The organism is Streptomyces sp. SirexAA-E, assembly GCF_000177195.2.
In the GTDB taxonomy this organism is placed as follows: domain Bacteria; phylum Actinomycetota; class Actinomycetes; order Streptomycetales; family Streptomycetaceae; genus Streptomyces; species Streptomyces flavovirens.
In genome coordinates this window covers 6700198-6724640 of the sequence record NC_015953.1, presented here as the reverse complement: position 1 = coordinate 6724640, position 24443 = coordinate 6700198, and the positions used below count along the sequence as shown (strand labels likewise).

The following is a 24443-nucleotide window of genomic DNA, read 5'->3' as shown; positions in this document are numbered from 1 at the left end:
TGTGTTTACGGCGCGCGGATCGGGCCATGCGACCACGCACACACATCCTCACAGAAGGAGACGGACCATGCGTACGCTCGCGGACATCCTCCGTTCCATCGGCTCGGCCGTGGCCACCGTGGTGACGCTGCCCTTCCGTCTGGTGGCCAAGCTCCTCGGCGGCGCGTCGCGCGGCGGCCGGGCCCGCCGCGCCTGACCCACCCGGATCTGCGGGCCCGCGTTCGAGGAGGTCGCGCGACACGGCACCCGGCCACCCGGCACAATGCAGGCGAAGGGGATCACCCGGGTGTGAACCACCCCCGTGGCACAGCCAGCACAGCCAGTACGAGAAGGCGAGTCGGGAAAACCGTGACGACGTCCATCGAAGGCAGGATCGCCGAGGAACTCGGCGTACACGAGCGTCAGGTGAAGGCGGCGGTCGAGCTGCTCGACGGCGGGTCGACCGTGCCGTTCATCGCGCGCTACCGCAAGGAAGCGACCCAGATGCTCGACGATGCGCAGCTGCGCACGCTCGAGGAACGGCTGCGGTACCTGCGGGAGCTGGAGGACCGTCGTACGGCGGTCCTCGACTCCGTACGCGAACAGGGCAAGCTCGACGACGCGCTGGAGGCGCGGATCCGGGCGGCCGACACCAAGGCGCGGCTCGAGGACATCTATCTGCCCTTCAAGCCGAAGCGCCGGACGAAGGCGCAGATCGCACGCGAGGCGGGGCTGGAACCGCTGGCCGACGGGCTGCTCGGCGACCCGTCCGTGGACCCGCTCACCGCGGCGGCCGCGTTCGTCGACGCGGACAAGGGCGTGGCGGACGCGGCGGCGGCGCTGGAGGGCGCCCGCGCGATCCTGACCGAGCGGTTCTCGGAGGACGCCGACCTCACCGGCGAACTGCGCGAACGCATGTGGACCCAGGGCCGCGTCGTGGCGAAGGTGCGGGACGGCAAGGAGGAGGCGGGCGCCAAGTTCGCCGACTACTTCGACTTCGCGGAGCCGTTCACCGCGCTGCCCTCGCACCGGGTGCTGGCGATGCTCCGGGGCGAGAAGGAGGACGTCCTCGACCTGGTGCTGGACCCGGAGGGCCCCGACGCCGCGGAGCGGCCGGGCCCCTCGGTGTACGAGAACATGATCGCCCGCCGGTTCGGGGTCGCGGACCGCGGCCGGCCCGGTGACAAGTGGCTCGGCGACACGGTGCGCTGGGCGTGGCGCACCCGGGTCCTCGTCCACCTGGGGATCGACCTGCGGCTGCGGCTGCGTACGGCTGCCGAGGACGAGGCGGTCCGGGTCTTCGCGTCGAACCTGCGCGACCTGCTGCTCGCGGCGCCTGCCGGGACCCGGGCGACGCTGGGGCTCGACCCCGGTTTCCGTACGGGCGTGAAGGTCGCCGTGGTGGACGCGACCGGGAAGGTCGTCGCCACCGACGTGATCCACCCGCACGTGCCGGCCAACAAGTGGGAGCAGTCCCTGGCGACGCTGGAGCGGCTGGCCCGGGAGCACCGGGTCGAGCTGATCGCCATCGGCAACGGCACGGCGTCCCGGGAGACCGACAAGCTCGCCGGTGAGCTGTGCGAGCGCCACCCGGAGCTGAAGCTGACCAAGGTGATGGTGTCGGAGGCGGGCGCGTCCGTGTACTCCGCCTCGGCCTTCGCTTCGCAGGAACTGCCCGACATGGACGTCTCGTTGCGTGGCGCCGTCTCGATCGCCCGGCGGCTCCAGGACCCCTTGGCGGAGCTGGTGAAGATCGACCCGAAGTCGATCGGCGTGGGCCAGTACCAGCACGACCTGTCCGAGGTGAAGCTGTCGCGTTCGCTGGACGCGGTGGTCGAGGACTGTGTGAACGGGGTCGGCGTCGACGTGAACACCGCCTCGGCGCCGCTGCTTTCGCGGGTGTCGGGCATCGGGGCGACGCTCGCCGAGAACATCGTCACGCACCGCGACACCAACGGCCCGTTCCCCTCCCGCCGGGCGCTGAAGGACGTGGCGCGCCTCGGTCCGAAGGCGTACGAGCAGTGCGCGGGCTTCCTGCGGATCCGGGGCGGCGACCCGCTGGACGCGTCGAGCGTGCACCCGGAGGCGTATCCGGTGGTGCGGACGATGGTGAAGCGGACGGGCGGCGACGTCGCCTCGCTGATCGGTAACACCGGTGTCCTGCGCTCGCTGCGGCCGGACGACTTCGTGGACGAGAAGTTCGGTCTGCCGACGGTCACGGACATCCTCAAGGAGCTGGAGAAGCCGGGCCGCGACCCGCGCCCGGCCTTCCGGACGGCCACCTTCAAGGAGGGCGTCGAGAAGATCGGCGACCTGGCCCCGGAGATGGTGCTGGAGGGGGTCGTCACCAACGTCGCGGCCTTCGGAGCGTTCGTGGACATCGGCGTCCACCAGGACGGTCTGGTCCATGTGTCGGCGATGTCGCGGACGTTCGTCAAGGATCCGCGCGATGTCGTGAAGCCGGGCGACATCGTCAAGGTGAAGGTGAGGGAGGTCGACATCCCGCGCAAGCGGATCTCGCTGACGCTGCGGCTGGACGACGAGGCCGCCACGTCCGGCGACGGTCAGGGGTCCCGGCGCGAGCGCGGCGGCGAGCGCCCGCCGCGGCAGCGGCAGAGCGGCCAGGGGCAGGGCGGCCAGGGACAGTCCGGCCAGGCGCAGCGGCAGGGCGGAGGGGGACAGGGCCGTGACCGTCGTGGAGGCGGCGGTGGCGGTGCTTCCCGACCGGCCGCCGCTCCTGCCAACAGTGCGATGGCGGACGCCCTGCGCCGCGCGGGGCTGACGGGCTCCGACCGAGGCGGCCGCAAGCGCTGAGCGACGACGAGGGCGGACCGGGACGATGTGTCCCGGTCCGCCGTCGGCTTCCCGGCCGCGGAACCGCCGGGTCAGCCGGCCTCGACGACCTTGCCGTCGGTGACCGCGACGCGGCGGGTGGTGCGGACGGCTTCGAGCATGCGACGGTCGTGCGTCACCAGCAGCAGGGTGCCGGTGTAGGCGTCGAGCGCCGACTCCAGCTGTTCGATCGCCGGCAGGTCCAGGTGGTTGGTCGGCTCGTCCAGCACCAGCAGGTTGACGCCTCTGCCCTGGAGGAGGGCCAGGGCGGCACGGGTGCGTTCGCCCGGCGAGAGGGTCGTGGCGGGGCGCAGTACGTGCGCCGCGCGCAGCCCGAACTTGGCGAGCAGGGTGCGGACCTCGGCCGGTTCGGTGTCCGGGACGGCCGCGCAGAAGGCGTCCAGCAGGCTCTCCGTGCCGTGGAACAGCTGCCGCGCCTGGTCGACCTCGCCGACCACGACGCCGGAACCGAGCGAGGCGTGGCCGGAGTCGAGCGGCAGCCGCCCGAGCAGGGCGGCCAGCAGGGTCGACTTGCCCGAGCCGTTGGCGCCGGTGATGGCGACCCGGTCCGCCCAGTCGATCTGGAGGGTGGCCGGACCGAAGGAGAAGTCGCCGCGGACGACGGCGGCGTCCCGGAGGATGGCGACCACGGAGCCGGAGCGCGGGGCGGAGGCGATCTCCATCCGCAGCTCCCACTCCTTGCGGGGCTCCTCCACGACGTCGAGGCGCTCGATCATGCGCTGTGTCTGCTTGGCCTTGGCGGCCTGCTTCTCGCTGGCCTCGCTGCGGAACTTGCGGCCGATCTTGTCGTTGTCGGTGGCCTTGCGGCGGGCGTTCTTGACGCCCTTCTCCATCCAGCCGCGCTGCGTCTGGGCGCGGCTCTCCAGGGCGGAGCGCTTGTCGGCGTACTCCTCGAACTCCTCGCGGGCATGGGAGCGGGCCCGTTCGCGTTCCTCCAGGTAGGAGGCGTATCCACCGCCGTAGAGGTGGATCTCCTGCTGGGCGAGGTCCAGTTCGAGCACCTTGGTGACCGTACGCATGAGGAACTCGCGGTCGTGGCTGACGACGACGGTGCCGGCCCGGAGCCCGGACACGAAGCGCTCCAGGCGTTCCAGGCCGTCCAGGTCCAGGTCGTTGGTGGGCTCGTCGAGCAGGAAGACGTCGTAGCGCGACAGCAGCAGCGAGGCCAGCCCGGCGCGGGCTGCCTGGCCGCCGGAGAGGGCCGTCATCGGCTGGTCGAGGCCGACGGTCAGCCCGAGTTCGGCGGCGACACCCTCGGCGCGTTCGTCCAGGTCGGCGCCGCCGAGGGCGAGCCAGCGCTCCAGGGTCTCGGCGTAGGCGTCGTCCGCGCCGGGCGCCTGGTCGACCAGGGCCTGGGTCGCGGCGTCCATCGCCCGCTGGGCGTCGGCGACCCCGGTACGGCGGGCGAGGAAGTCCCGTACGGACTCGCCTTCGCGGCGCTCGGGCTCCTGGGGCAGGTGTCCGACGGTGGCGCCGGGCGGGGAGAGCCGCAGCTCGCCGTCCTCCGGGCGGTCGAGTCCGGCCAGGAGGCGGAGCAGCGAGGATTTGCCGGCGCCGTTGGCTCCGACGAGCCCGATCACGTCCCCGGGCGCGACGACGAGGTCGAGTCCGGTGAAGAGGGTGCGGTCGCCGTGCCCGGCGGCGAGGTCCTTGGCGACGAGGGTGGCAGTCATCAGGGTGCGATCCTAAGCGAACCGGCGGGCCACCGGGGACCGGCCCCGGGCCGGACGTACAGGGCCCGCGCGGCGACGGGAGTGGTGGGGATGGGTACGAGGGCGGACGTGGTCGTGGTGGGCGGCGGGGTCAGCGGGCTGGCCACGGCGCTGGTGCTGACGGAACGCGGCCACCGGGTGCGGGTGTGGTCGAGGGACGCGGCGGCGGACACCACGTCGGCGGTGGCCGGTGGGCTCTGGTGGCCGTACCGGATCGAGCCCGAGGCGCTGGTCGGCGACTGGTCGCTGGAGACCCTGCGGGTGTACGAGGAGTGGGCGGGGTCGCCCGGGACCGGCGTGAGGGTGGCGACCGGTACGCACGGGGGTGAGCGGCTCGCGTCGCTGGGGCCGTGGGCGGCCCGTCTGGCGGGGGCGACGGAGGTGGCCGAGGGGCTGCGGGTGACGTTGCCCCTGATCGACATGCCGGTGCACCTGGGGTGGCTGGAGCGGCGGCTGACGGCGGCGGGCGGTGTCCTGGAGCGGCGGGAGGTCCGCGGCTTCGCGGAGGCCGCCGCCGAGGCGCCGGTGGTGGTCAACTGCACCGGTCTCGGCGCTCGCACCCTGGTCCCGGACCCCGCGGTGCGGCCGGTGCGGGGCCAGTTGGTGGTGGTGGAGAACCCGGGCGTCGAGGAGTGGTTCGCCGAGGCGGACCCGGCGTCGAGCGCGACGACGTACTTCTTCCCGCAGCCGGGCGGCCTGGTGCTCGGGGGCACGGCGGAGGCGGGCGACTGGCGTACGGAGCCCGACCCGCGGACGGCCGAGGCGATCGTGGCGCGCTGTGCGCGGGTGCGGCCTGAGATCGCCCGGGCCCGGGTCGTGGCACACCGGGTGGGGCTGCGGCCGGCCCGGGACGGCGGGGTGCGGATCGAGGCCGAGGGGCTGCCGGGCGGGGGTCTGCTGGTGCACAACTACGGGCACGGCGGGGCCGGGGTCACGGTGGCGTGGGGGTGCGCCGAGGCCGCGGCCCGGCTGGTCGGCTGAGGGGCGGCCTCCGCCGGGGCCGCCGCCCGGCCCTCCGGGTCGGGCGGCGGCCCGCGCTCAGGCGGAGGGGCCGGGTCTGTGCCGTTCGTCGCTGGTGACCTCGGTGGCGCCGGGCCCGATCCGGATCTCGAAGTCGCCGTCGTACTTGGCGTGGCCCTGGATCACCGCGGACTCCACGGCCTCCACACCGAACTCCCGGCGCACGATCAGGGGGTCGTGCCGCAGGTCGCGCATCAGGGAGACGCACATGCCGATCATCACGACGGTGAACGGCGCGGCCACCAGGATCGTCAGGTTCTGCAGCCCCGCCAGCGCGTCGTCCTGCCCGTTGCCGATGAGCAGCATGACCGCCGCCACGGCGCCGGTGACGACGCCCCAGAAGATCACGACCCACCGGGCGGGTTCGAGGACACCCTTCTGGGAGAGCGTGCCCATCACGATCGAGGCCGCGTCGGCGCCGGAGACGAAGAAGATGCCGACCAGGACCATGACGAGGATGCTCATGAGCGTGGCGGCAGGGAACTGCTGGAGGACGCCGAAGAGCTGCGCCTCCTGGGTGTCGCCGACCCCGCTGAGCCGGCCGGCCTGGTCGAGCCTGATCGAGGAACCGCCGAACACGGCGAACCAGATGAGGCTGACCGTGCTGGGCACCAGGATCACACCGCCGACGAACTGACGGATCGTACGGCCGCGGCTGATCCTCGCGATGAACATGCCGACGAAGGGCGTCCAGGAGATCCACCACGCCCAGTAGAAGACCGTCCAGCTGGCGAGCCAGTCGGCCACCTGCCCCTCCCCGGTGGCCTCGGTGCGCCCGGCGAGCTGGGCGAGGTTGCCGAAGTACGCGGCGATCGAGGTGGGGAGCAGGTCGAGCACGATGATGGTGGGGCCGACGACGAAGACGAAAACCGCCAGGATCAGGGCGAGCACCATGTTGATGTTGGACAGCCACTGGATGCCGCGCTCGACACCGGACACGGCGGAGGCGACGAAGGCGGCCGTGAGGACGGCGATGATCGCGACCAGCAGGCCCGTACCGGTCTTCTCCATCCAGTCGAGCTCCTGGAAACCGCTGCCGATCTGGAGCGCGCCGAGCCCCAGCGAGGCCGCGGAGCCGAAGAGGGTCGCGAAGATGGCCAGGATGTCGATGACCCGGCCGACGCCCCCGTGGGCGTGCCGGGAACCGATGAGCGGCTCGAACACCGCGCTGATGGTCTGCCGCCTGCGCCGCCGGTAGGTGCTGTACGCGATGGCGAGCCCGACGACGGCGTAGATCGCCCACGGGTGCAGCGTCCAGTGGAAGAGGGTGGTCGCCATCGCCGTCTGCATCGCCTCGGCGGATTCGGTGGGACGGGTGCCGGGCGGCGGGTTGCGGAAGTGGGCCAGCGGCTCGCTCACCCCGTAGAACATCAGGCCGATGCCCATGCCGGCGCTGAACATCATCGCCACCCAGGAGACCGTCCGGAACTCCGGCTCCTCGCCTTCCTGGCCGAGCGAGATCTTCCCGTACCGGCTGATCGCGAGCCAGAGGGCGAAGACCACGAAGCCGGAGGCGGCCAGCATGAAGCCCCAGCCACCGTTGTGGATGAGGCCGTTGAGCAGGGTGTTGGACACGTCCTCCAGCGACTTGGTGGCGGTGGAGCCCCAGATCACGAAGGCGACGGTGAGCACCGCCGTGACGCCGAAGACCACCCGGTCGGTCGTGGGCCGACGGCCGTGGCTCGGTTCGGCGGGTAGATCGGCCGTGACCGGGAGATGGTCCCCCCGGTCACCCGTTCTCTGCTCGTCATGCGACACAAATGGCACCTTTCAGGCAATGCGAATATATCGCTCTCCGTAGGCAGTACCACACACGGCGCGCGTCTCCGCGGACCAACAAGCCGGGGCCGCTTGACTGTTTACGAGGGGACATGCCGGGCGACCGGGCCGTCCGGCGGTGCCGAGCGGGCGGTTAGGCTGGCGGGCGTTCGTGCTGACCCCGCTCGTTCCGGCCCATCCCGGCCGGGGCACGCGCGCCCGAGGAGCGTCTCTTGCCCGACCCGATCCCCGATCCGCAGCGTGACGTCCGGCCCACCCTGGAGGCGGTCGCGTCCCGCGCGGGCGTGTCCAGGGCGACGGTGTCCCGGGTCGTCAACGGCGGCGCCGGGGTACGGCAGCCGCTGGTGGACCAGGTGCGCAAGGCGGTCGACGAGCTCGGGTACATCCCGAACCACGCGGCCAGGACCCTGGTCACCCGGCGCAACGGGGCGGTGGCGGTGATCATCGACGAGCCCGAGTTCCGGATCTTCTCCGACCCGTTCTTCTCCCGCCAGATCCGCGGGATCAGCCGCGAGCTCAACGCCCACGACGCGCAACTGGTGCTGCTGCTGGTGGAGGGCAGGGGCGACTTCGACCGGGTCACCCGCTATCTGGCGGGCGGGCACGTGGACGGCGTCCTGGCCTTCTCCCTGCACACCGACGACGAACTGCCCGCGATCATCCGCAGGTTCAGGGTGCCGACGGTCTACGGCGGGCGCCCGGAGCGCCCGGTGCGGGGCGACAGCGCCGGCGCCCCGGTGCCGTACGTCGACTGCGACAACCGGGGCGGCGCCCGTGAGGCCGTGCGCCATCTCGTCTCGCTCGGCCGGCGGCACATCGCGCACATCGCGGGCCCGCGCGACCAGACCTCCGCGCTCGACCGGATCGAGGGCTACCACGACGTGCTGCCGGACGCCGATCCCGCACTGACCGTGGTCGGCGACTTCACCGCCGACGGCGGGGCCCGGGCGATGACACGGTTGCTGGAGGTCCGCCCGGACCTGGACGCGGTCTTCGTGGCGAACGACCTGATGGCGTCGGGGGCCCTGCGCGTGCTGCGCGGGAGGGGGCTGCGGGTGCCGGAGGAGGTCGCGCTGGTCGGCTTCGACGACATGACCTCGGTCGCGGAGGCCACCGATCCCCCGCTGACGACGGTCCGTCAGGACGTGGAGGGCATGGGCCGGCTGATGGTGCGGCTGCTGATGGAGCGGCTGGACAGCGACACCGGCGAGTGGCCCGACTCCGTGGTCACCCCGACCGAACTGATCCGGCGGGCCTCGGCCTGATCGCCCGGGTGCCGCGCTCCGCGCGCCACGCGGCCCGTGCCCTGCGGGCGAGCGGGAGATAGCGCAGCCGCTCGGGCAGGACGGGCACGACGCAGCGCACGAGTGCGCAGAACCTCCGCAGCCGCCGCTCCTCGGCGTCGCTCCAGGCGAGCCCGATGGCCTCGCGGGCCTCCGGCGGCATCAGGCCGACCGTGACGAACCGCCGGAAGCGTGCCAGCGGCGGGAGCAGCAGCGGCCACAGCACCCGGAGCGTGAGCCGCACGGCCGACGGCCCCCGGTCGGGCGGCGGCACGGGGCGGTCGGTGGCCACCAGGTCCTCGACGACGGGAGTGCGTTCGATCTCGTCGGCGAGCACGGACCGGTAGTACGGCCAGAACTCCTCGATCGTCTGCGGCATGTCCCGGTCGTGGATGCCGAGGATCCGTCCGACCTGGAGCCATTCCCGGTACAGCGCCCGCTCCTGGGCCTCGCCGAGTGGGCGCACGAGATAGCGCGCCGCGTGCTGGTAGACGGGGAAACCGGTGGCGTGGACCCAGGCGTAGTTGGCGGGGGTGAGCGCGTGGTAGCGGCGGCCCCGGGTGTCGGTGCCCTGGATGGTGCGGTGCAACGTGCGGAGCCGGCGCCCCTCCTCGGCGGCCGCCTCTCCCCCGTACACCCAGAGCTGGAGCGAGCGCAGGGAGCGTTCGCCGCGCCCCCACGGGTCGGTGCGGAAGACCGAGTGCTCGTCCACCCCCGCGCCGACGGCGGGGTGGGCCACCTGGAGGGTGAGAGCGGCGGGCAGCATGAGCAGCCCCCTGACGTCACCGGCCAGGCTCCACAGGACGCCGCCCGGCGGGGGCGGGACGGGTCCGGTGCGGCCGGTGTCCGTGCTGCTCATCCAGGTGCTCCCAGCGGTATGCGGGCGCCGGCGAAGGCACCCGGCCCGTACGTGTTCCAGTATGCGAGCGCGTGCGCGCGACCGGGCCGCCGGGGCCCCACGCGGCCGTGTCCGCAGTGTTGACGCCCTCGGTGAAACAAGTCAATAGTATTTGTAACTTTGACTCTCCGGGGGCGGGGGAGCCGCTGCGCGCCCCGCACGGGCCTGGCGCCGCGCCCGGAGGGCTTTCCCGCACACCCGAGCTTCAGGAGGTGGCACGGATGGGCCGTTACAGCCGCTTACGCGAGATCCGGCGCATGGATCCCGCACGTGACTGCGCCGAGATCCTCCGGCTGATGGCGCAGTACGAATTCCCCTGGGACTACCGGCAGGGCATCGGCCTCGCCTTCCTCCGCGACTACGGCGTACCCCGGATCTCCGTCCTCCTCGACCGCACCCAGGAGTTCGAACGCCACGGCCAGAAGCGGTACGACGACACCGTCCTGTTCGGCTACGAGATGACGGCCGAGGGCTTCGAGTCGGAGCGGGCCCGAGCGGCGGCCCGCCGTCTCAACCGGATCCACGGCAGGTACCGCATCCCCAACGAGGACTACCTCTACGTCCTGGCCACCACGGTGGTCGGTCCCAGACGGTGGATCGACCGGTTCGGCTGGCGTCCTCTGTGTCCGCAGGAGGTGCAGGCGCTGGCGGAGGCGGGCAGGAGGACGGCAGCCATGATGGGGATAGCGGGTGCGCCGGACACCTATGCCGGTTTCGAGGAGCTGATGGACTCCTACGAGAGGGCGATGTTCGCCTACGACCCGGCGAACCGGCGCGTGGCGACCGCCACCTTCCGGGTCATGGCCCACTGGTACCCGGCCCCGTTGCGCCCGCTGGTGGCCCGCCTCTCGCTGGCGCTGCTGGACGAGCCCCTCCTGCGCGCGCTGGGCTTCCGGCCGCAGCCGCGCTGGGTGCGGCTGGCCGCCGAACACCTGCTGCGCGCCCGGGCGCTCGGCGTGGGGCTGCTGCCGGCCCGCCCCCGGTGGCTGCCGTCCAGGCCCCGGCCGCGGAGCTATCCCTTCGGCTACCACCTCGACGACCTGGGCCCGCACTGGGCCGGGTCTCGGCCGCTGGAGCCCCTGCCCCAGGAGCGCTCCTGAGCGCGGGGCGTACGCCTCGCGAACGGCCCGCGACGCCCGGCGCGGTCACTCGGTGCCGAGCAGCGGCAGCAGGTAGGTACGGGCGAAGGCGCGCACCTGGTCGTCGTCGTCGAGCGCGAAGCAGCTCACGGGGTTGAGGAGGAAGGAGACGGTGATCCGCACCATGAGCTCGGCCACCGGCGTCGGGTCCGTCTCCGGGCGCCCCTCGGCCCGCTGGGCGTCGCGCAGCCGGTCGGCCAGGTAGCCGCGCATGGCGAGGAAGGCGGGGGCGCTCTCCAGGGTGAGGAAGGGGAGCATGATCTCCGGTTCCAGCCGCAGCAGGCCGCCCACCAGCGGGTGTTCACGGATGTGCTTGAGCACGGCCACGAAGCCTTCGACGAGGCGGTCCTGCGTGGTGGGCAGGGCGGCGACCGCCTCGTCCACGTCCACGACGAAGCGCCGGTACTCGCGCAGCAGGCAGGCCGAGACCAGGCTGTCCTTGTTGCCGATCCGCCGGTAGACCGTGACCCGGGAGACCTTGGCGCGCTTGGCCACGTCGTCGACGGTCGAGCGGCGCAGCCCGAAGGTCATGAACTGCTCGCGTGCCGCGTCCAGGATCTGCTCGCTCAGCGCGTCCGGGGACGGCGTCTCCACGAGCGCCCGGGCCAGCAGGGCCGCCTCGGTGTCCTGTGCCGCCATGAGCCTCCCCGTCCGCCGTGACGCTCCCACTCAACCACAGGCCTGCGGGGGCCCGGCTGCGCGGGACTCCGGCGGACGGCGCCACTTCCGGAACGCGCCCCGGCCGGACGGTGCGGTGGCGTCCCCCCGCGGATACGTGATCCCCCTCATGTCCTCACCGTACGGCCCACCACCGACGACGGCCGGACGCTTTCTCAACAGTGGTGAGACAGCAATACTGTTGCACCTGATCGATTCGGGCCCGCACCGCGGGCCGTCGGCGACAAGGAGCAGTCATGGCCACCGGGGACGAGGAGCCGACGCTCACCGTCGACGAACTCGCCGCACGCGCGGGTGTCACCGTACGCACCGTGCGTTTCTACGGCACCCGGGGGCTGTTGCCTCCCCCGGTGATCGGCCCGCGCCGGGTCGGGCACTACGGTCCGGCCCATCTCTCGCGTCTGGCGCTGATCGAGGAGCTCCAGCACCAGGGCATGACGCTCGCCGCCATCGAGCGGTACCTGGAGCAGCTGCCGCCCGATCTGAGCGCGCACGACCTGGCCATCCACCGGGCACTGGTGGCGTCCTGGGCGCCGGACGCGGCCGAGGACATGGAGCGGACGGAGCTGGAGCGGCGCGCGGGGCGGGCGCTCACGGAGCCGGATGTGGACCGGCTGGCGGCGATGGGCGTCCTGGACCGCTCGGCGGACACCGGCGGCTACCGGGTCGATGTGGGGCTGCTGCGGCTCGGGGTGGAGCTGCTGGACGTGCCGATCGAGCACGAGACGATCCTGGCCGCGCGCACGGTGCTGCTGGAGCACACCCGCTCGGCCGCCCAGGAGCTGAGCCGGCTGTTCCGGGACGAGGTGTGGAGCCCGTACCGGGAGCGGGAGGAGGACCCGGAGCACCTGAAGGCCATGAAGTCGCTGTCGGCCCATATGCAGCCGATGGTGCTCCAGGCCCTGCTGACGGCGTTCCAGCGGTCGCTCAAGGAGGAGTTGCGGGCCGCGTTCACCACGGAGTGAGCCGCCGGGTGCGCACGGCCCGCGAGGCCGCCGTCAGTCGTGGAAGGTCTCGCCCTTCTCCGCCTTCTCCAGCAGCAGCGGCGACGGCAGGAAGCGGTCGCCGTAGCGCTCGGCGAGCTGCCGGGCGCGGGCCACGAAGCCGGGCAGGCCGCCCTCGTAGCCGTTGATGTACTGGAGTACGCCGCCGGTCCAGGGCGGGAAGCCGATCCCCATGATCGAGCCGATGTTGGCGTCGGCGACGGTCGTCAGGACGTTCTCCTCCAGACAGCGGACGCTGTCCAGCGCCTCGGAGAAGAGCATCCGCTCCTGCATGTCCTCGAACGGGATCTCGGCGCCGGGCCGGGTGAAGTGCTCGCGCAGCCCCGGCCACAGCAGGCCCCGCCGGCCGTCCTCGCCGTACTCGTAGAAGCCCGCTCCCCCACTGCGTCCGGGCCGCCCGAACTCGTCGACCATCCGGTCGACGACCGCGTCGGCGGGGTGTGCGGGCCAGGTGCCGCCCGCCTCCTCGATCGCGCGCCGGGTCTCGTCGCGGATCTTGCGCGGGAGGGTGAGGGTCAGCTCGTCCATCAGGCTGAGGACCTTGGCCGGGTAGCCGGCCTGCGCCGCCGCCTGCTCGACGGACGCGGGCTCGATGCCCTCGCCGACCATGGCGACGCCCTCGTTGATGAAGTGGCCGATGACACGCGAGGTGAAGAAGCCGCGGGAGTCGTTGACGACGATCGGGGTCTTCTTGATCCGGCGCACCAGGTCGAAGGCGCGGGCCAGCGCCTCGTCACCGGTCTTGTCGCCCTTGATGATCTCCACCAGCGGCATCTTGTCGACCGGCGAGAAGAAGTGCAGCCCGATGAAGTCGGCGGGCCGCTCCACGCCCTCGGCGAGGACCGTGATGGGCAGGGTGGAGGTGTTGGAGCAGAGCAGCGCGTCGGGCTCGACGACGTCCTGGATCTCCTGGAACACCTTGTGCTTGAGCGCGGTGTCCTCGAAGACGGCCTCGATCACCGCGTCGCAGCCGGCCAGATCCGCCGGGTCGCCGGTAGGGGTGATGCGGGCGAGCAGTTCGTCGCGCTTCGCCTCGGTCGTACGGCCCCGGGAGAGCGCCTTGGCGAGCAGCTTCTCGCTGTAGGCCTTGCCCTTCTCGGCCGCCTCGGTGGAGACGTCCTTGAGGACGACGTCGAGGCCGGCGCGGGCGCAGGAGTAGGCGATGCCCGCACCCATCATCCCGGCGCCGAGGACGGCGACCTTGCGGACCTGGCGTTCCTCCACTCCCCCCGGGCGGCTGGCCCCGGAGTTGACGGCCTGGAGGTCGAAGAAGAAGGCCTGGATCATGTTCTTCGCGACCTGGCCGGTGACCAGTTCGGTGAAGTAGCGGGCCTCGATGGTCAGAGCGGTCTCGAAGTCGACCTGCGATCCCTCGACCGCCGCGGCCATGATGTTGCGGGGCGCGGGCATGGGCGCGCCCGCAAGCTGCTTCCTCAGGTTGGCGGGGAAGGCGGGCAGGTTGGCGGCGAACTTCGGATGGGACGGGGTGCCGCCGGGGATGCGGTAGCCCTTGACGTCCCAGGGCTGCCGCGATTCCGGGTGGGTGTCGATGAAGGCGCGCGCCTTGGCGAGCATCTCCTCGCGCGTGGCGGCGATCTCGTGGACCAGGCCGTTCTCCAGCGCCCGGGCGGGGGTGTACTGGGTGCCCTGGAGGAGGACCTTGAGCAGCGCGTCGGTGATGCCCATGAGGCGTACGGTGCGGGTGACGCCGCCGCCCGCGGGCAGCAGGCCGAGGGTGACCTCGGGCAGGCCGATGCGGGAGCCCGGGGCGTCCAGGGCGACGCGGTGGTGGGAGGCGAGGGCGATCTCGTAACCGCCGCCGAGCGCGGCACCGTTGATCGCGGCGACGACCGGCTTGCCGAGCGTCTCGATGCGGCGCAGCGAGTTCTTGATCGCGGTACCGGTGTCGAAGGCGGCCTGGGCGTCCTCGGGGCCGACCTTGATCATGTCCTTGAGGTCGCCGCCCGCGAAGAAGGTCTTCTTGGCGGAGGTGTAGATGATGCCCCGGATGGAGTCCTTCTCGGCCTCGGCCCGGTCGGCGACGGCGGCGATCGAGTCCTTGAACGCCTGGTTCATCGTGTTGGCGGACTGGCCGGGATCGTCCAGGACGAGGGTGACGATGCCGGTCTCGTCCTGTTCCCAGCGGATGGTCGTGCTCTCGGTCATGGGTGGTGTTCTCCGTAAGAGAGGGGCCGGGGACGGTCAGAGACGCTCGATGACGGTGGCGATGCCCATACCGCCGCCGACGCAGAGGGTGGCGAGGCCGTACCGCTTGTCCTGGCGCTCCAGTTCGTCGACGAGCGTGCCGAGGATCATCGCGCCGGTGGCGCCGAGGGGGTGGCCGAGTGCGATGGCGCCGCCGTTGACGTTGATCTTGTCGAGGGTCAGGCCCATGTCCCGGGCGAAGCGCAGGACGACGCCGGCGAAGGCCTCGTTGATCTCGACGAGGTCGATGTCGTCGATGGTGAGTCCGGCCTTGGCGAGTGCCTTGCGGGTGGCGGGTGCGGGGCCGGTCAGCATGATGGTCGGCTCGGAGCCGGAGACGGCGGCGGAGACGATCCGGGCGCGTGGGGTGAGTCCGTAGCGCTCGCCGACCTCCTTCGAGCCGATCGCGACGAGGGCGGCGCCGTCCACGATGCCGGAGGAGTTGCCCGCGTGGTGGACGTGGTCGATCTTCTCGACCCAGTGGTACTTCTGCAGGGCGACGGCGTCGAAGCCGCCCATCTCGCCGATGGTGGCGAACGACGGCTTGAGGGAGGCCAGCGAGTCGGCGGTGGTCCCGGGACGCATGTGCTCGTCGTGGTCGAGGACGAGCAGGCCGTTGCGGTCCCTGACGGGGACGACGGAGCGGGCGAACCGCTCCTCCTTCCACGCCGCGGCGGCGCGCTCCTGGGACAGCGCGGCGTACTCGTCGACGTCGCGGCGGCTGAAGCCCTCGATGGTGGCGATGAGGTCGGCGCCGATGCCCTGCGGGGCGAAGCCCGTCTCGAAGCTGGTCATCGGGTCCATCGCCCAGGCGCCACCGTCGGAGCCCATCGGGACCCGGGACATCGATTCGACCCCGCCGGCCAGGACCAGGTCCTCCCAGCCCGAACGGACCTTGGCGGCGGCCAGGTTGACCGCCTCCAGGCCGGAGGCACAGAAGCGGTTCTCCTGGACACCGGCGACGGAGTCCGGGAGTCCGGCCGCGATGGCGGCGATCCGCGCGATGTCGGAGCCCTGGTCGCCGAGCGGGCTGACGACGCCGAGGACGATGTCGTCGATGGCGGCCGGGTCCAGGTCCGGGAAGCGGCCCCGGATCTCGTGGATGAGGCCGACGACGAGGTCGATCGGCTTGGTGCCGTGCAGGGCGCCGTTGGCCTTGCCGCGGCCGCGCGGGGTGCGGATCGCGTCGTAGACGTACGCTTCGGTGCTCAAGTCAGCTGCCTTTCGGGAGGGTTGCGCGGGGAGGGGTGCGGGTCAGGCGAGCAGTGAACGGCCGATGATCTCCTTCATGATCTCGGTCGTTCCGCCGTAGATGGTCTGGATGCGGCCGTCCGTGAAGGCCCTGGCGACCCGGTACTCCGTCATGTAGCCGTATCCGCCGTGGAGTTGGAGGCAGCGGTCGGCGACCCGCTTCTGGAGTTCGGTGGCCCACCACTTGGCCATCGAGGCGTGCACGGCGTCGAGCGTCCCGTCCGAGTGGTCGGCGATGCACCGGTCCAGGAAGGTCCGGGTCACGGCGCACTCGGTGGCCATCTCGGCGATCTCGAACCGGATGTGCTGGAGCTTGGCCAGGGGCCGCCCGAAGGCCTCGCGCTCCTTGACGTACCGGGTGGTGATCTCCAGGAGGTGTTCGGCGGCGGCGATCCCGGCGACCGCTATGCCCATCCGTTCCTGGGCCAGGTTGGTCATGAGGTGCAGGAAGGCGCCGTCGCGCTCGCCGAGGAGGTTCTCCTTGGGGACGCGGACGTCGTGGAAGAACAGTTCGGCGGTGTCCTGGGACTTCTGGCCGATCTTGTCGAGGTTGCGGCCGCGTTCGAAGCCCTCGGCACCGCGTTCCACGACGATCAGCGAGAGGCCCTTCGCGCCGCCCTCCGGGGAGGTCCTGGCGACGACGATCACCAGGTCGGCGAGGATGCCGTTGGAGATGAAGGTCTTCGACCCGTTGAGCAGCCAGTGATCGCCCTTGTCCTCGGCGGTGGTGCGGATGGCCTGGAGGTCGGACCCGGCGCCGGGTTCCGTCATGGCGATGGCGGTGATCGTCTCGCCGCTGCAGAAGCCGGGCAGCCAGCGGCGCTTCTGCTCGTCGGTGGCGAGCGAGGTCAGATAGGGGCCGATGATGTCGTTGTGCAGGCCGAGGGCGAGGCCGGGCACACCGGCCCTGGTGAACTCCTCGGCCAGCACGGCGCTGTACCGGAAGTCGTCGTTGCCGCCGCCTCCGTACTCCTCCGGTACGGCGAGGCCGAGCAGCCCCTGCCGGCCGGCCGCGAGCCAGGCGTCGCGTGCGACGATCCCGTCCTGCTCCCACTGCTCGTAGTACGGGAGCACCTCCTTGTCCAGGAAGGTGCGGACGGTCCGGCGGAACGCGTCGTGTTCTTCGGTGAAGATCTGCCGCTGCACTTCAGACTCCCTGGGGCCGGTCGGTGGGGACGGGGACGATGACGGGACGAGCCGGGAGGGCCATCAGCCCGCGGGCCCCGTCCCGGTGGTGCGCAGGCCCGGCACGTCCCAGTCCGCCGCGACCTCGTCGGTGTCCGCGCCGGGCAGGGCGGGCGGGCGGCGCACCCCGGAGGGCGTCGCGGAGAAGCGGGGCGCGGGGGCGGGCTGGGTGAGGCCGCCGTGCTCCACGAAGGTGGCGCGGGCGGCGAGGTGGGGGTGGCCGGGCGCCTCGCGGAGCGAGAGGACCGGGGCCACGCAGGCGTCCGTACCCTCGAACACCTCGGTCCACTCGGCGCGGGTGCGGGCCGAGAAGCGCTCGGCGACGGCGGCGCGCAGCTGTGGCCAGCGGGTGAGGTCGTCGCGGGCCGCGGCGACCTCACCGAGGCCGAGCAGCGCGGCGAACCGCTCGTAGAAGCGCGCTTCGAGCGGCCCGACCGCCATGTAACCGCCGTCGGACGTCTCGTAGCAGCCGTAGAAGGGGCAGCCGCCGTCCAGGAGGTTGGAGCCGCGCCGGTCCTGCCAGCTGCCGGCCGCCAGCATGCCGTGGATCATCGTGGCGAGGTGGGCGGCGCCGTCGACGACGGCCGCGTCCACGACCTGCCCGGTGCCGCCGGGCGTACGGGCGTGCTGGAGGGCCGCGAGCACGCCGACGACGAGGTAGAGCGAGCCGCCCGCGTAGTCGCCGACCAGGTTGGCGGGGACCGTCGGCGGCTCACCGGGCGCGCCGATCATGGAGAGGGTGCCGGTGAGGGCGATGTAGGCGACATCGTGTCCCGCCCGGTCGGCGAGCGGACCGTCCTGGCCCCAGCCGGTCATCCGTCCGTAGACGAGCCGGGGGTTGCGCTCCAGGCAGACGTCGGGGCCCACGCCGAGGCGTTCGGCGACCCCCGGGCGGTAGCCCTCGATCAGGACGTCGGCCCGTGCGACGAGGTCCAGCACCCGCGCGGCACCGCCCTCGGCCTTGAGGTCGACGAGGACGGACCGCTTGTTCCGGTTGGTGAGGTCGTACGCCGGGTCGATGCCCAGCCCCGGCCCGCCCGGGCGGTCGACGCGCACCACGTCGGCGCCCAGATCGGCCAGCAGCATCGCGGCGAACGGGCCCGGGCCGATGCCCGCCAGCTCGACGACGCGCACCCCCGCCAGCGGGCCGTCCGATCGGTGCCCTGTCGTTGCCATCAAGCCCCCAGCGGTGTGACACAACTGATGTAACATCGATGATGCTAAGAACCGAGGCCGCTCCGCACAACCCTTTCGGCCGAGCAAGCGCTTAGGGCGGGCCCCGGAAGTCACGCCCGTCCTCCGGGCGGGCGGCGCCACGTCCCGAACACGCCCTGGCCGGATCCTCTCGTACCGGAGCCCGCCCGGCCGTACGGCGCCACGCACGCTCCGCTAGCCTCTGGCTGCTCACATCGGCGCCGGCCCCAGCGGAGGCACGCATGAACAGGCAGCACGGGGCACAGCGCCCCTTGGACATCGTCCTTTTCGGTGCCACGGGCTTCGTGGGGTCGCTGACGGCCGCCTGTCTCGCGGCGCACGCGCCGGACGGCTGCCGCTGGGCCCTGGCCGGACGCAGCCTGCCCAAGCTGGAGCGGCTGCGCGAGCGGCTGGCCGCGACCGATCCCCGGTGCGCGGACCTGCCGCTGATCCCGGCGGACGCGGACGACGCCGGCGCACTGCGCGAACTCGCCGCGTCCGCACACGTGGTGGCGTCGACGGTCGGGCCGTACGTCCACCACGGCGAGAAGCTCGTCGCGGCCTGCGCCGAGGAAGGGACGGACTACGCCGACCTCACCGGCGAGCCGGAGTTCGTCGACACGATGTATTTGCGCCACGACACCCGGGCCAGGGAGACCGGCGCCCGGATCGTGCACGCCTGCGGCTTCGACTCGGTCCCTCATGACCTGGGCGCCTACTTCACCGTCCAGCAGCTCCCCGAGGGCGTGCCGCTGACCGTGGACGGCTTCGTGCGCACCGGCGCGGTCTTCTCCGGCGGCACGTTCGCCTCGGCGCTCACCGCGCTCGGGCGCGGGCGGCAGACGGTGCGGGCCGCACGCGAACGCAGGCTGCACGAACCCCGCCAGGTCGGCCGCCGGGCCCGCGCACCGCAGGGCTCCCCCCACTTCAGCGCGGCGACCGGCACCTGGGCGCTGCCGCTGCCGACCCTGGACCCGCGCGTGGTGGAGCGCTCGGCGCGGGCGCTGGAACGTTACGGCCCCGATTTCCGCTACCGGCACTTCGCCTCGGTGAAGCACCTGCCGGTGGCGCTCGGGGGCACCGCCGCACTCGGCGCACTGGCCGGAGCCGCACAGGTGCCCCCGGTGCGCGACTGGCTGACGAGTCGTTACGAGGCGGGCTCCGGCCCCGACGAGGCGCGCAGGCGGCGCAGCTGGTTCACGGTCCGCTTCGTCGGCGAGGGCGGCGGCCGACGGGTCTTCACGGAGGTCTCGGGCGGCGACCCGGGCTACGACGAGACCGCGAAGATGCTGGCCCATGCGGCGCTGTGCCTGGCCCTGGACGAACTGCCCGCGACCTCGGGGCAGGTCACCACGGTCACGGCGATGGGCGACGCGCTGCTGGAACGGTTGCGGTCGGCGGGGATCCGCTTCCGGGTCGCGGCGACGCTCTGAGCCCTCGCACCGGGTCGTGGGCTCTACGGCTCATCCGGGGCGAACCAGGGGGACGGGGTCAGAGCATCCAGGACGCGAGCGTGCAGACCATGGAGACGGTCCAGGCGGCTCCCGCGACGACGCCGAGGGTCATGCCCACGGCGACGCCACGCTGGGAGAGGCGTACGGTTCCGGTGCTCATGCGAGGCGTGTTGTGGTCGATCATGTGTACCAGCCTGCCCCGGATGTTCGACGAACAACATCCGGTCATGTACTCAGTCGGCAACAATCGCCGCGCGCCCTCGTGCTCAGGCGAGCGCTTCCCGCAGCGCGGACCGGCACAGGGCGTCGGCCCTGCGGGTGGTCTCCGGCTGACGGAAGTCGCGGGCCAGCGCGAGGGTGTGGGCGCAGGCGTTGTCCAGGTCGGTGCGGTGGCCCACGGAGACGAAGACGGGCTTGATGCCGTCCTGGGTCCGCAACGCCCGCCCCACCTCCTCGCCTTCGTCGAGCAGCGGGCTGGAGTCGCCGCGGCGGGGCCCCGGTTGTTCGTAGTGGAAGGTGAACGGGTTCTTCGCGACGCCGACGGCGGGCAGGCCGGTGAGCACGCCGAGGTGGCTGGCGAGACCGAACCGGCGCGGGTGGGCCAGCCCGTACCCGTCGCAGACGACCAGTCCCGGGTCGACGGGGAGCGCCTCCAGGGCGGCGAGCACGGTGGGGATCTCCCGGAAGGCCAGCAGCCCGGGGATGTACGGGAAGCTCACCGTGCCGCGCGCGGTGGACTCGGCGACCACACCGAGCGTCGCCGCGTCCAGCACGACGGCCGCCGCGACGACGACGTCCCGCTCCTCGTCGTAGGCGACGTCGACCCCGGTGACGTGGCCCGTCCCGGGCGGAGGCCCGGTCTCGTCGCGCACCACACGGGTGCGCAACGCGTCCTGTGCGGCACGGGCTTCGGCCTCGTCGGCGGGCATCGGGAAGGTCGTCATGAGGGCCTCAGTCTAAGACGCCGCTTCGGACGTCGCTTCAGGCGGTGAGGACGCCGAGACGGAGGCGGGACCGGACGAAGGGCCTGTTGCGAGCACGAGCACCATTCGTCCGGCACCAACCGCTGAACCGGACCCGCCACGCACTGCTCCACGCACAATCACGCCATAAGGGACGACGTCCAGGGGCCGCCCCACCACCCCGGGTGCGGTGGCCGAAACGGGGCAGGGGTCAGAGGGGAATCGGGCGGTGACGCAGCTCACGCCCCGCACCGGTGCACGGATCGAGGCGTTCCGTCGTCTACTCCGTTGCCGGGATCCGTTCGTCCGACGAGTCAGGGAGCAGGTCTTGTCCAGCGTTATCGAGCAGTCCGTGCAGGCCCGCATGGTGGCGTCCGCTCCGCGGATGGAGACCCTGCCCGCCACCCTGCACTACGACCGCGGGGACCCCTTCGCCGTGCGCATGGCCTTCCCCGGGCCCGCGACCCTGGAAGGCACCGAGGTGTCCTGGGAGTTCTCCCGCGAACTGCTGGCAACCGGGATGGAGACGCCGGCCGGGATGGGCGACGTACGCGTACGGCCCTTCGGGTACGACCGCACGGTGCTGGAGTTCCACGCCGTCGAGGGCATCGCCATGGTGCACGTCCGCACCGCCGAACTGCGCCGCTTCCTGGACCGGGCCCAGGAACTGGTGCCGGTGGGCGACGAGTTCCGCTTCCTGGACCTGGACCGTGATCTCACGGAACTGCTCGACGGACCCGGCTGACAGCCGCCTCCGGGGACTTCGGCTGCCGAGCGGCGCGCAGCGTTCGTAGCGTGAGTGTCCCCGCCGTCGTCGGACCGGAGAGGGACGTTGCTCCACATCCGGGGGTGTCCGATAACACCGCCCGCGTCGCCGTGCGCCGCGCGTATGCGTCCGTCCGCACGCCGGGCGCCGCACGCCATCGAGGCGGGTGACACCCGGGAGGAGCCCCTCGATGCCGTCGGCGACGACCGGGACGCCGAGGACACGCCCGTGCCACGCCCGGCGAACCGGGCCTGGCTCCCGTAGGACTCGACCGGGCGATCGGCGACATGCCGGAGGGCGAGCGCGTCCCACTGCGGCCGGCGCCCCTGCTGCCGCCCGCCCCTGCGTCCCGCTGCCGGACGAGCCCACCGACGACCTCGACGTGTACGCCGGCGGGCGGCTGTACGACGTGGTCCCCGCCTGGACCGGGGCGCAGGTCGCGGCAAGCCCCGACCTGCCTTTCCTCGAAGCGCTGAGCATGACACGCTGGCTGCTGCCGCACGAGGGCGGACTGCTTCCCGTCACCCCCGGGACCGTCGCCCCCACGCCTCACAAGGCCCCGACACCCCCACCGTTCCAGGCCGTTCGGGCCCTCCGGAAGGCCTTGGCGACCCGGCCGCCAGAGTCTGAACGACTCCATGCACACCGCCTTCCACCTGCGCCGATAACGGTACGCAATCGGGCACAGCGAGGTCCGGGCTTGGATATGAGCTTACCGCCGCCTTAACCTACGGTCACGTAACCTACGTACCCGTAGGTAAATTCTCCCGTCCCCAGGAGTACCCGTGACGATCACCTCTCCCCATCTCGGCAGTGCGAAGGCGTGGACCGACGCCCAGCTGCTCCACGCCCTGGAAGAGGTGGTCGAGAAGGAGCTCAACCGCCATCTCAAGGTCGCCAAGGACTGGATGCCCCACGAGTACGTGCCGTTCTCCGACGGCCGTAACTTCCCCGGCCTCTTCGACGACGGCGAGGCGTGGCGGAACGACCAGTCCAAGGTCACCGACATCGGCAAGATCGCCCTCGTGGTGAACCTGCTGACCGAGGACAACCTCCCCAGCTACCACCACGAGATCGCCTCGCTCTTCGGCCGCGACGGCGCCTGGGGCACCTGGGTGCACCGCTGGACGGCCGAGGAGGGCCGGCACGGCATCGTGATGCGCGACTATCTGCTCACCTCGCGCGCGGTGGACCCTGACAAGCTGGAGCAGTTCCGCATGGCGCACATGGCGGAGGGCTTCGAGTCCGACAACCGCCACTCCATGCTGCACTCGGTGGCGTACGTCGCCTTCCAGGAGCTGGCCACCCGCGTCTCCCACCGCAACACCGGCCACCAGTCCGGCGACCCCGTGTGCGACCGGATGCTGGCCCGCATCGCGACCGACGAGAACCTGCACATGGTCTTCTACCGGAACCTGCTCGGCGCGGCCTTCGAGCTCGCCCCCGACCTGACCATGCAGGCCGTGCGGGACGTCGTCGTCAACTTCCGGATGCCCGGCCACGGGATGCCCGGCTTCGAGCGGGCCGCCGCGCAGATGGCGATCGGCGAGATCTACAACATGCGGATCCACCACGACGACGTGATCCAGCCCGTACTGCGCTACCTCAAGGTGCTCGACATCGACGGCCTCGGCCCGGAGGGCCTCAAGGCGCAGGAGGAGCTCGGGCTGTACATGGGCGGACTCGACAGCGAGGCGTCGAAGTTCGACGAGAAGCTGGCCGCCCGCAAGGCCCGTATGGCGGCCCGCGCGGAAGCCTGATTCCCCGGGGGTGACGACCCGCGCACCCGCGCGGGCCGTCACCCCCGCAGCGTTGTTCCGGCAGGCTGACCGGACAGGCGTGCGGAACGTACTCTGTGCCGGTGAAGCCAGTGACCCGTCTTGTTCTCTTCGGCGCGCCGATAGCCATCGCCGCTTCGATCCTGTTCAGCAGGGGCGATTCCGAGCCTCCGAAACTCACTCCGCAGGCCGCCGCTCCGGCACCGTCGGACCAGGAGGAGCCGGAGGCCGTCGCGCGGGCCGAGGAACACGCCGAGGAGATCGACGCCCTGCCGCCCGGGCTCGCCGCGCCCGAGATGAAGGAGATCGCCTCCCGGCTGGTGTCCAGTGCCGACGCCTCCACCCTGGACTGGCGCAGCCGGTACGGCGCGGTCGAGGACCTGGGCGACGGCAACGGCTACACCGCCGGGATCGTCGGCTTCTGCTCGGGTACGAACGACATGCTGCAACTGGTCGAGGCCTACACCGAGGAGCAGCCGGACAATCCGCTCGCCCCCTACCTTCCGGCACTGCGCGAGGTGGACGGCTCCGACTCGCACGAGGGGCTGGACCCCGGATTCACCCGGGCCTGGCGGGAGGCGGCCGAGGACGAGACCTTCCGGTCCGCGCAGGACCGGCTGCGGGACCGGCTGTACTTCGACCCCGCGGTGCGGCTGGCGAAGCTGGACGGGCTGGGCACGCTCGGCCAGTTCGTCTACTACGACGCCATGGTCCTGCACGGCCCCGGGGTGGAGGCGAACGGCTTCTACGGCATCCGCGACGCGGCGATGGCACAGGCGGACACGGCCGCGGAGGGCGGCGACGAGACGGCGTACCTCGACGCGTTCCTCGACGCGGGCCGGACCGCCATCAGGGCCCGCACGGTGCAGCGCGACACCAGCCGCATCGACACCGCCCAGCGGGTGTTCCTCCGCGACGGCAATCTGGAGCTGCGCACCCCGCTGGTGTGGCGGATGTACGGGGAGGACTTCCGCATCCCCTGACCGCGCCCCGAGGGCACGGTGCCGGTCAGCGCCGGGTCCCGCCGTTTCTGCGCAGCCGCTCCCGCTCCTTCTCGGAGAGCCCTCCCCACACGCCGAACCGCTCGTCGTGGGCGAGGGCGTATTCCAGGCAGGCCATCCTTCCCTCGCAGGCGCCGCACAGCTGCTTCGCCTCACGGGTCGAGCTGCCCGGCGCCGGGAAGAAGAACTCGGGCCCGGCCTGGGCGCAGAGCGCGGTCTCCTGCCAGGCGAGCGGGTCTTCGGTCACGGTGTTGATCGGCATGGGCCCACGGTGCCCGCCCGGGATAAACAGGTGATCAACG

The 24443-nt window shown here is 72.1% G+C and carries 21 protein-coding genes; 10 read left to right on the top strand and 11 right to left on the bottom strand.

What is annotated here, in order from left to right; all coding sequences use genetic code 11:
* Positions 1-67: 67 nt before the first annotated feature.
* Together SACTE_RS35485 and SACTE_RS29315 are read left to right on the top strand one after the other, a co-directional pair.
* A complete protein-coding gene (locus SACTE_RS35485) occupies positions 68-196 on the top strand; it encodes an LPFR motif small protein (protein WP_014049639.1) in 129 nt (42 codons plus the stop codon).
* A 152-nt stretch (positions 197-348) separates the two neighbouring features.
* Positions 349-2793 carry a Tex family protein gene (locus SACTE_RS29315; RefSeq protein ID WP_014049638.1) on the top strand — a complete coding sequence of 815 codons (2445 nt, stop codon included), beginning with the start codon at positions 349-351 and terminating at the stop codon, positions 2791-2793.
* Positions 2794-2864: 71 nt separating this feature from the next.
* On the opposite strand, the gene SACTE_RS29310 is transcribed toward SACTE_RS29315, so the two are convergent.
* Positions 2865-4505 (bottom strand): ABC-F family ATP-binding cassette domain-containing protein, encoded by a 1641-nt coding sequence (locus tag SACTE_RS29310; protein WP_014049637.1) that lies wholly within the window; start codon positions 4503-4505, stop codon positions 2865-2867.
* Positions 4506-4595: 90 nt separating this feature from the next.
* Between SACTE_RS29310 and SACTE_RS29305 the strand changes: the two genes are divergently transcribed.
* A complete protein-coding gene (locus SACTE_RS29305) occupies positions 4596-5525 on the top strand; it encodes an FAD-dependent oxidoreductase (RefSeq protein ID WP_014049636.1) in 930 nt (309 codons plus the stop codon).
* 57 nt (positions 5526-5582) lie between these two features.
* Here SACTE_RS29305 and SACTE_RS29300 read toward each other — a convergent pair whose 3' ends face one another.
* Positions 5583-7322 (bottom strand): BCCT family transporter, encoded by a 1740-nt coding sequence (locus SACTE_RS29300; RefSeq protein ID WP_014049635.1) that lies wholly within the window; start codon positions 7320-7322, stop codon positions 5583-5585.
* 233 nt (positions 7323-7555) lie between these two features.
* Here SACTE_RS29300 and SACTE_RS29295 point away from each other — a divergent pair, with 233 nt between their 5' ends.
* Positions 7556-8608, top strand: a complete 1053-nt coding sequence (locus SACTE_RS29295) for a LacI family DNA-binding transcriptional regulator (protein WP_014049634.1) — start codon at positions 7556-7558, stop codon at positions 8606-8608.
* Here the strand turns inward: SACTE_RS29295 and SACTE_RS29290 are convergent.
* Positions 8571-9485: an oxygenase MpaB family protein gene (locus SACTE_RS29290; protein WP_014049633.1), complete on the bottom strand. Its 915-nt coding sequence runs from the start codon at positions 9483-9485 to the stop codon at positions 8571-8573. The genes SACTE_RS29295 and SACTE_RS29290 overlap by 38 nt on opposite strands.
* Before the next feature lie 260 nt (positions 9486-9745).
* Here SACTE_RS29290 and SACTE_RS29285 point away from each other — a divergent pair, with 260 nt between their 5' ends.
* A complete protein-coding gene (locus SACTE_RS29285) occupies positions 9746-10624 on the top strand; it encodes an oxygenase MpaB family protein (RefSeq protein WP_014049632.1) in 879 nt (292 codons plus the stop codon).
* 45 nt (positions 10625-10669) lie between these two features.
* On the opposite strand, the gene SACTE_RS29280 is transcribed toward SACTE_RS29285, so the two are convergent.
* Entirely contained in the window at positions 10670-11302 is a 633-nt protein-coding gene (locus SACTE_RS29280; protein ID WP_014049631.1) for a TetR/AcrR family transcriptional regulator, read from the bottom strand.
* A gap of 275 nt (positions 11303-11577) precedes the next feature.
* Here SACTE_RS29280 and SACTE_RS29275 point away from each other — a divergent pair, with 275 nt between their 5' ends.
* Positions 11578-12306 (top strand): MerR family transcriptional regulator, encoded by a 729-nt coding sequence (locus SACTE_RS29275; protein WP_014049630.1) that lies wholly within the window; start codon positions 11578-11580, stop codon positions 12304-12306.
* 33 nt (positions 12307-12339) lie between these two features.
* Here the strand turns inward: SACTE_RS29275 and SACTE_RS29270 are convergent, their stop codons facing one another.
* The 4 genes from SACTE_RS29270 to SACTE_RS29255 form a co-directional block, all read right to left on the bottom strand.
* Positions 12340-14511 (bottom strand): 3-hydroxyacyl-CoA dehydrogenase NAD-binding domain-containing protein, encoded by a 2172-nt coding sequence (locus tag SACTE_RS29270; RefSeq protein ID WP_014049629.1) that lies wholly within the window; start codon positions 14509-14511, stop codon positions 12340-12342.
* 36 nt (positions 14512-14547) lie between these two features.
* Positions 14548-15762, bottom strand: coding sequence for an acetyl-CoA C-acetyltransferase (locus SACTE_RS29265; protein WP_014049628.1), 1215 nt, complete (start codon positions 15760-15762; stop codon positions 14548-14550).
* 42 nt (positions 15763-15804) lie between these two features.
* Entirely contained in the window at positions 15805-16947 is a 1143-nt protein-coding gene (locus SACTE_RS29260; RefSeq protein ID WP_014049627.1) for an acyl-CoA dehydrogenase family protein, read from the bottom strand.
* A gap of 63 nt (positions 16948-17010) precedes the next feature.
* Positions 17011-18162 (bottom strand): CaiB/BaiF CoA-transferase family protein, encoded by a 1152-nt coding sequence (locus SACTE_RS29255; RefSeq protein ID WP_014049626.1) that lies wholly within the window; start codon positions 18160-18162, stop codon positions 17011-17013.
* 260 nt (positions 18163-18422) lie between these two features.
* Between SACTE_RS29255 and SACTE_RS29250 the strand changes: the two genes are divergently transcribed.
* Positions 18423-19613: a saccharopine dehydrogenase NADP-binding domain-containing protein gene (locus tag SACTE_RS29250; protein WP_014049625.1), complete on the top strand. Its 1191-nt coding sequence runs from the start codon at positions 18423-18425 to the stop codon at positions 19611-19613.
* A 58-nt stretch (positions 19614-19671) separates the two neighbouring features.
* Here SACTE_RS29250 and SACTE_RS35480 read toward each other — a convergent pair whose 3' ends face one another.
* Entirely contained in the window at positions 19672-19794 is a 123-nt protein-coding gene (locus tag SACTE_RS35480) for a hypothetical protein (protein WP_255310577.1), read from the bottom strand.
* Between the two features lie 106 nt (positions 19795-19900).
* Positions 19901-20578 carry an endonuclease V gene (locus tag SACTE_RS29245; RefSeq protein ID WP_014049623.1) on the bottom strand — a complete coding sequence of 226 codons (678 nt, stop codon included), beginning with the start codon at positions 20576-20578 and terminating at the stop codon, positions 19901-19903.
* A gap of 346 nt (positions 20579-20924) precedes the next feature.
* On the opposite strand from SACTE_RS29245, the gene SACTE_RS29240 reads away from it, so the two are divergent.
* From SACTE_RS29240 to SACTE_RS29230, 3 genes are all read left to right on the top strand, one after another.
* The gene (locus tag SACTE_RS29240) at positions 20925-21341 is read left to right on the top strand and encodes an SsgA family sporulation/cell division regulator (protein WP_014049622.1); all 417 of its coding nucleotides are present in this window, start codon (positions 20925-20927) and stop codon (positions 21339-21341) included.
* 806 nt (positions 21342-22147) lie between these two features.
* A complete protein-coding gene (locus SACTE_RS29235; protein WP_014049621.1) occupies positions 22148-23122 on the top strand; it encodes an acyl-ACP desaturase in 975 nt (324 codons plus the stop codon).
* A gap of 110 nt (positions 23123-23232) precedes the next feature.
* Positions 23233-24123 (top strand): chitosanase, encoded by an 891-nt coding sequence (locus SACTE_RS29230; RefSeq protein ID WP_019993166.1) that lies wholly within the window; start codon positions 23233-23235, stop codon positions 24121-24123.
* Between the two features lie 25 nt (positions 24124-24148).
* Here SACTE_RS29230 and SACTE_RS29225 read toward each other — a convergent pair whose 3' ends face one another.
* Positions 24149-24403 (bottom strand): WhiB family transcriptional regulator, encoded by a 255-nt coding sequence (locus SACTE_RS29225; protein ID WP_014049619.1) that lies wholly within the window; start codon positions 24401-24403, stop codon positions 24149-24151.
* Positions 24404-24443 lie beyond the last annotated feature (40 nt).

What these genes read in the sequence shown, in the direction of transcription:
- SACTE_RS35485 (WP_014049639.1), top strand. Translation starts at nt 68, where the DNA reads ATGCGTACGCTCGCGGACATCCTCCGTTCCATCGGCTCGGCCGTGGCC.
- SACTE_RS29310 (WP_014049637.1), bottom strand. Translation starts at nt 4,505, where the DNA reads ATGACTGCCACCCTCGTCGCCAAGGACCTCGCCGCCGGGCACGGCGAC.
- SACTE_RS29305 (WP_014049636.1), top strand. Translation starts at nt 4,596, where the DNA reads ATGGGTACGAGGGCGGACGTGGTCGTGGTGGGCGGCGGGGTCAGCGGG.
- SACTE_RS29290 (WP_014049633.1), bottom strand. Translation starts at nt 9,485, where the DNA reads ATGAGCAGCACGGACACCGGCCGCACCGGACCCGTCCCGCCCCCGCCG.
- SACTE_RS29285 (WP_014049632.1), top strand. Translation starts at nt 9,746, where the DNA reads ATGGGCCGTTACAGCCGCTTACGCGAGATCCGGCGCATGGATCCCGCA.
- SACTE_RS29280 (WP_014049631.1), bottom strand. Translation starts at nt 11,302, where the DNA reads ATGGCGGCACAGGACACCGAGGCGGCCCTGCTGGCCCGGGCGCTCGTG.
- SACTE_RS29275 (WP_014049630.1), top strand. Translation starts at nt 11,578, where the DNA reads ATGGCCACCGGGGACGAGGAGCCGACGCTCACCGTCGACGAACTCGCC.
- SACTE_RS29270 (WP_014049629.1), bottom strand. Translation starts at nt 14,511, where the DNA reads ATGACCGAGAGCACGACCATCCGCTGGGAACAGGACGAGACCGGCATC.
- SACTE_RS29255 (WP_014049626.1), bottom strand. Translation starts at nt 18,162, where the DNA reads ATGGCAACGACAGGGCACCGATCGGACGGCCCGCTGGCGGGGGTGCGC.
- SACTE_RS29250 (WP_014049625.1), top strand. Translation starts at nt 18,423, where the DNA reads ATGAACAGGCAGCACGGGGCACAGCGCCCCTTGGACATCGTCCTTTTC.
- SACTE_RS35480 (WP_255310577.1), bottom strand. Translation starts at nt 19,794, where the DNA reads ATGAGCACCGGAACCGTACGCCTCTCCCAGCGTGGCGTCGCCGTGGGC.
- SACTE_RS29245 (WP_014049623.1), bottom strand. Translation starts at nt 20,578, where the DNA reads ATGACGACCTTCCCGATGCCCGCCGACGAGGCCGAAGCCCGTGCCGCA.
- SACTE_RS29225 (WP_014049619.1), bottom strand. Translation starts at nt 24,403, where the DNA reads ATGCCGATCAACACCGTGACCGAAGACCCGCTCGCCTGGCAGGAGACC.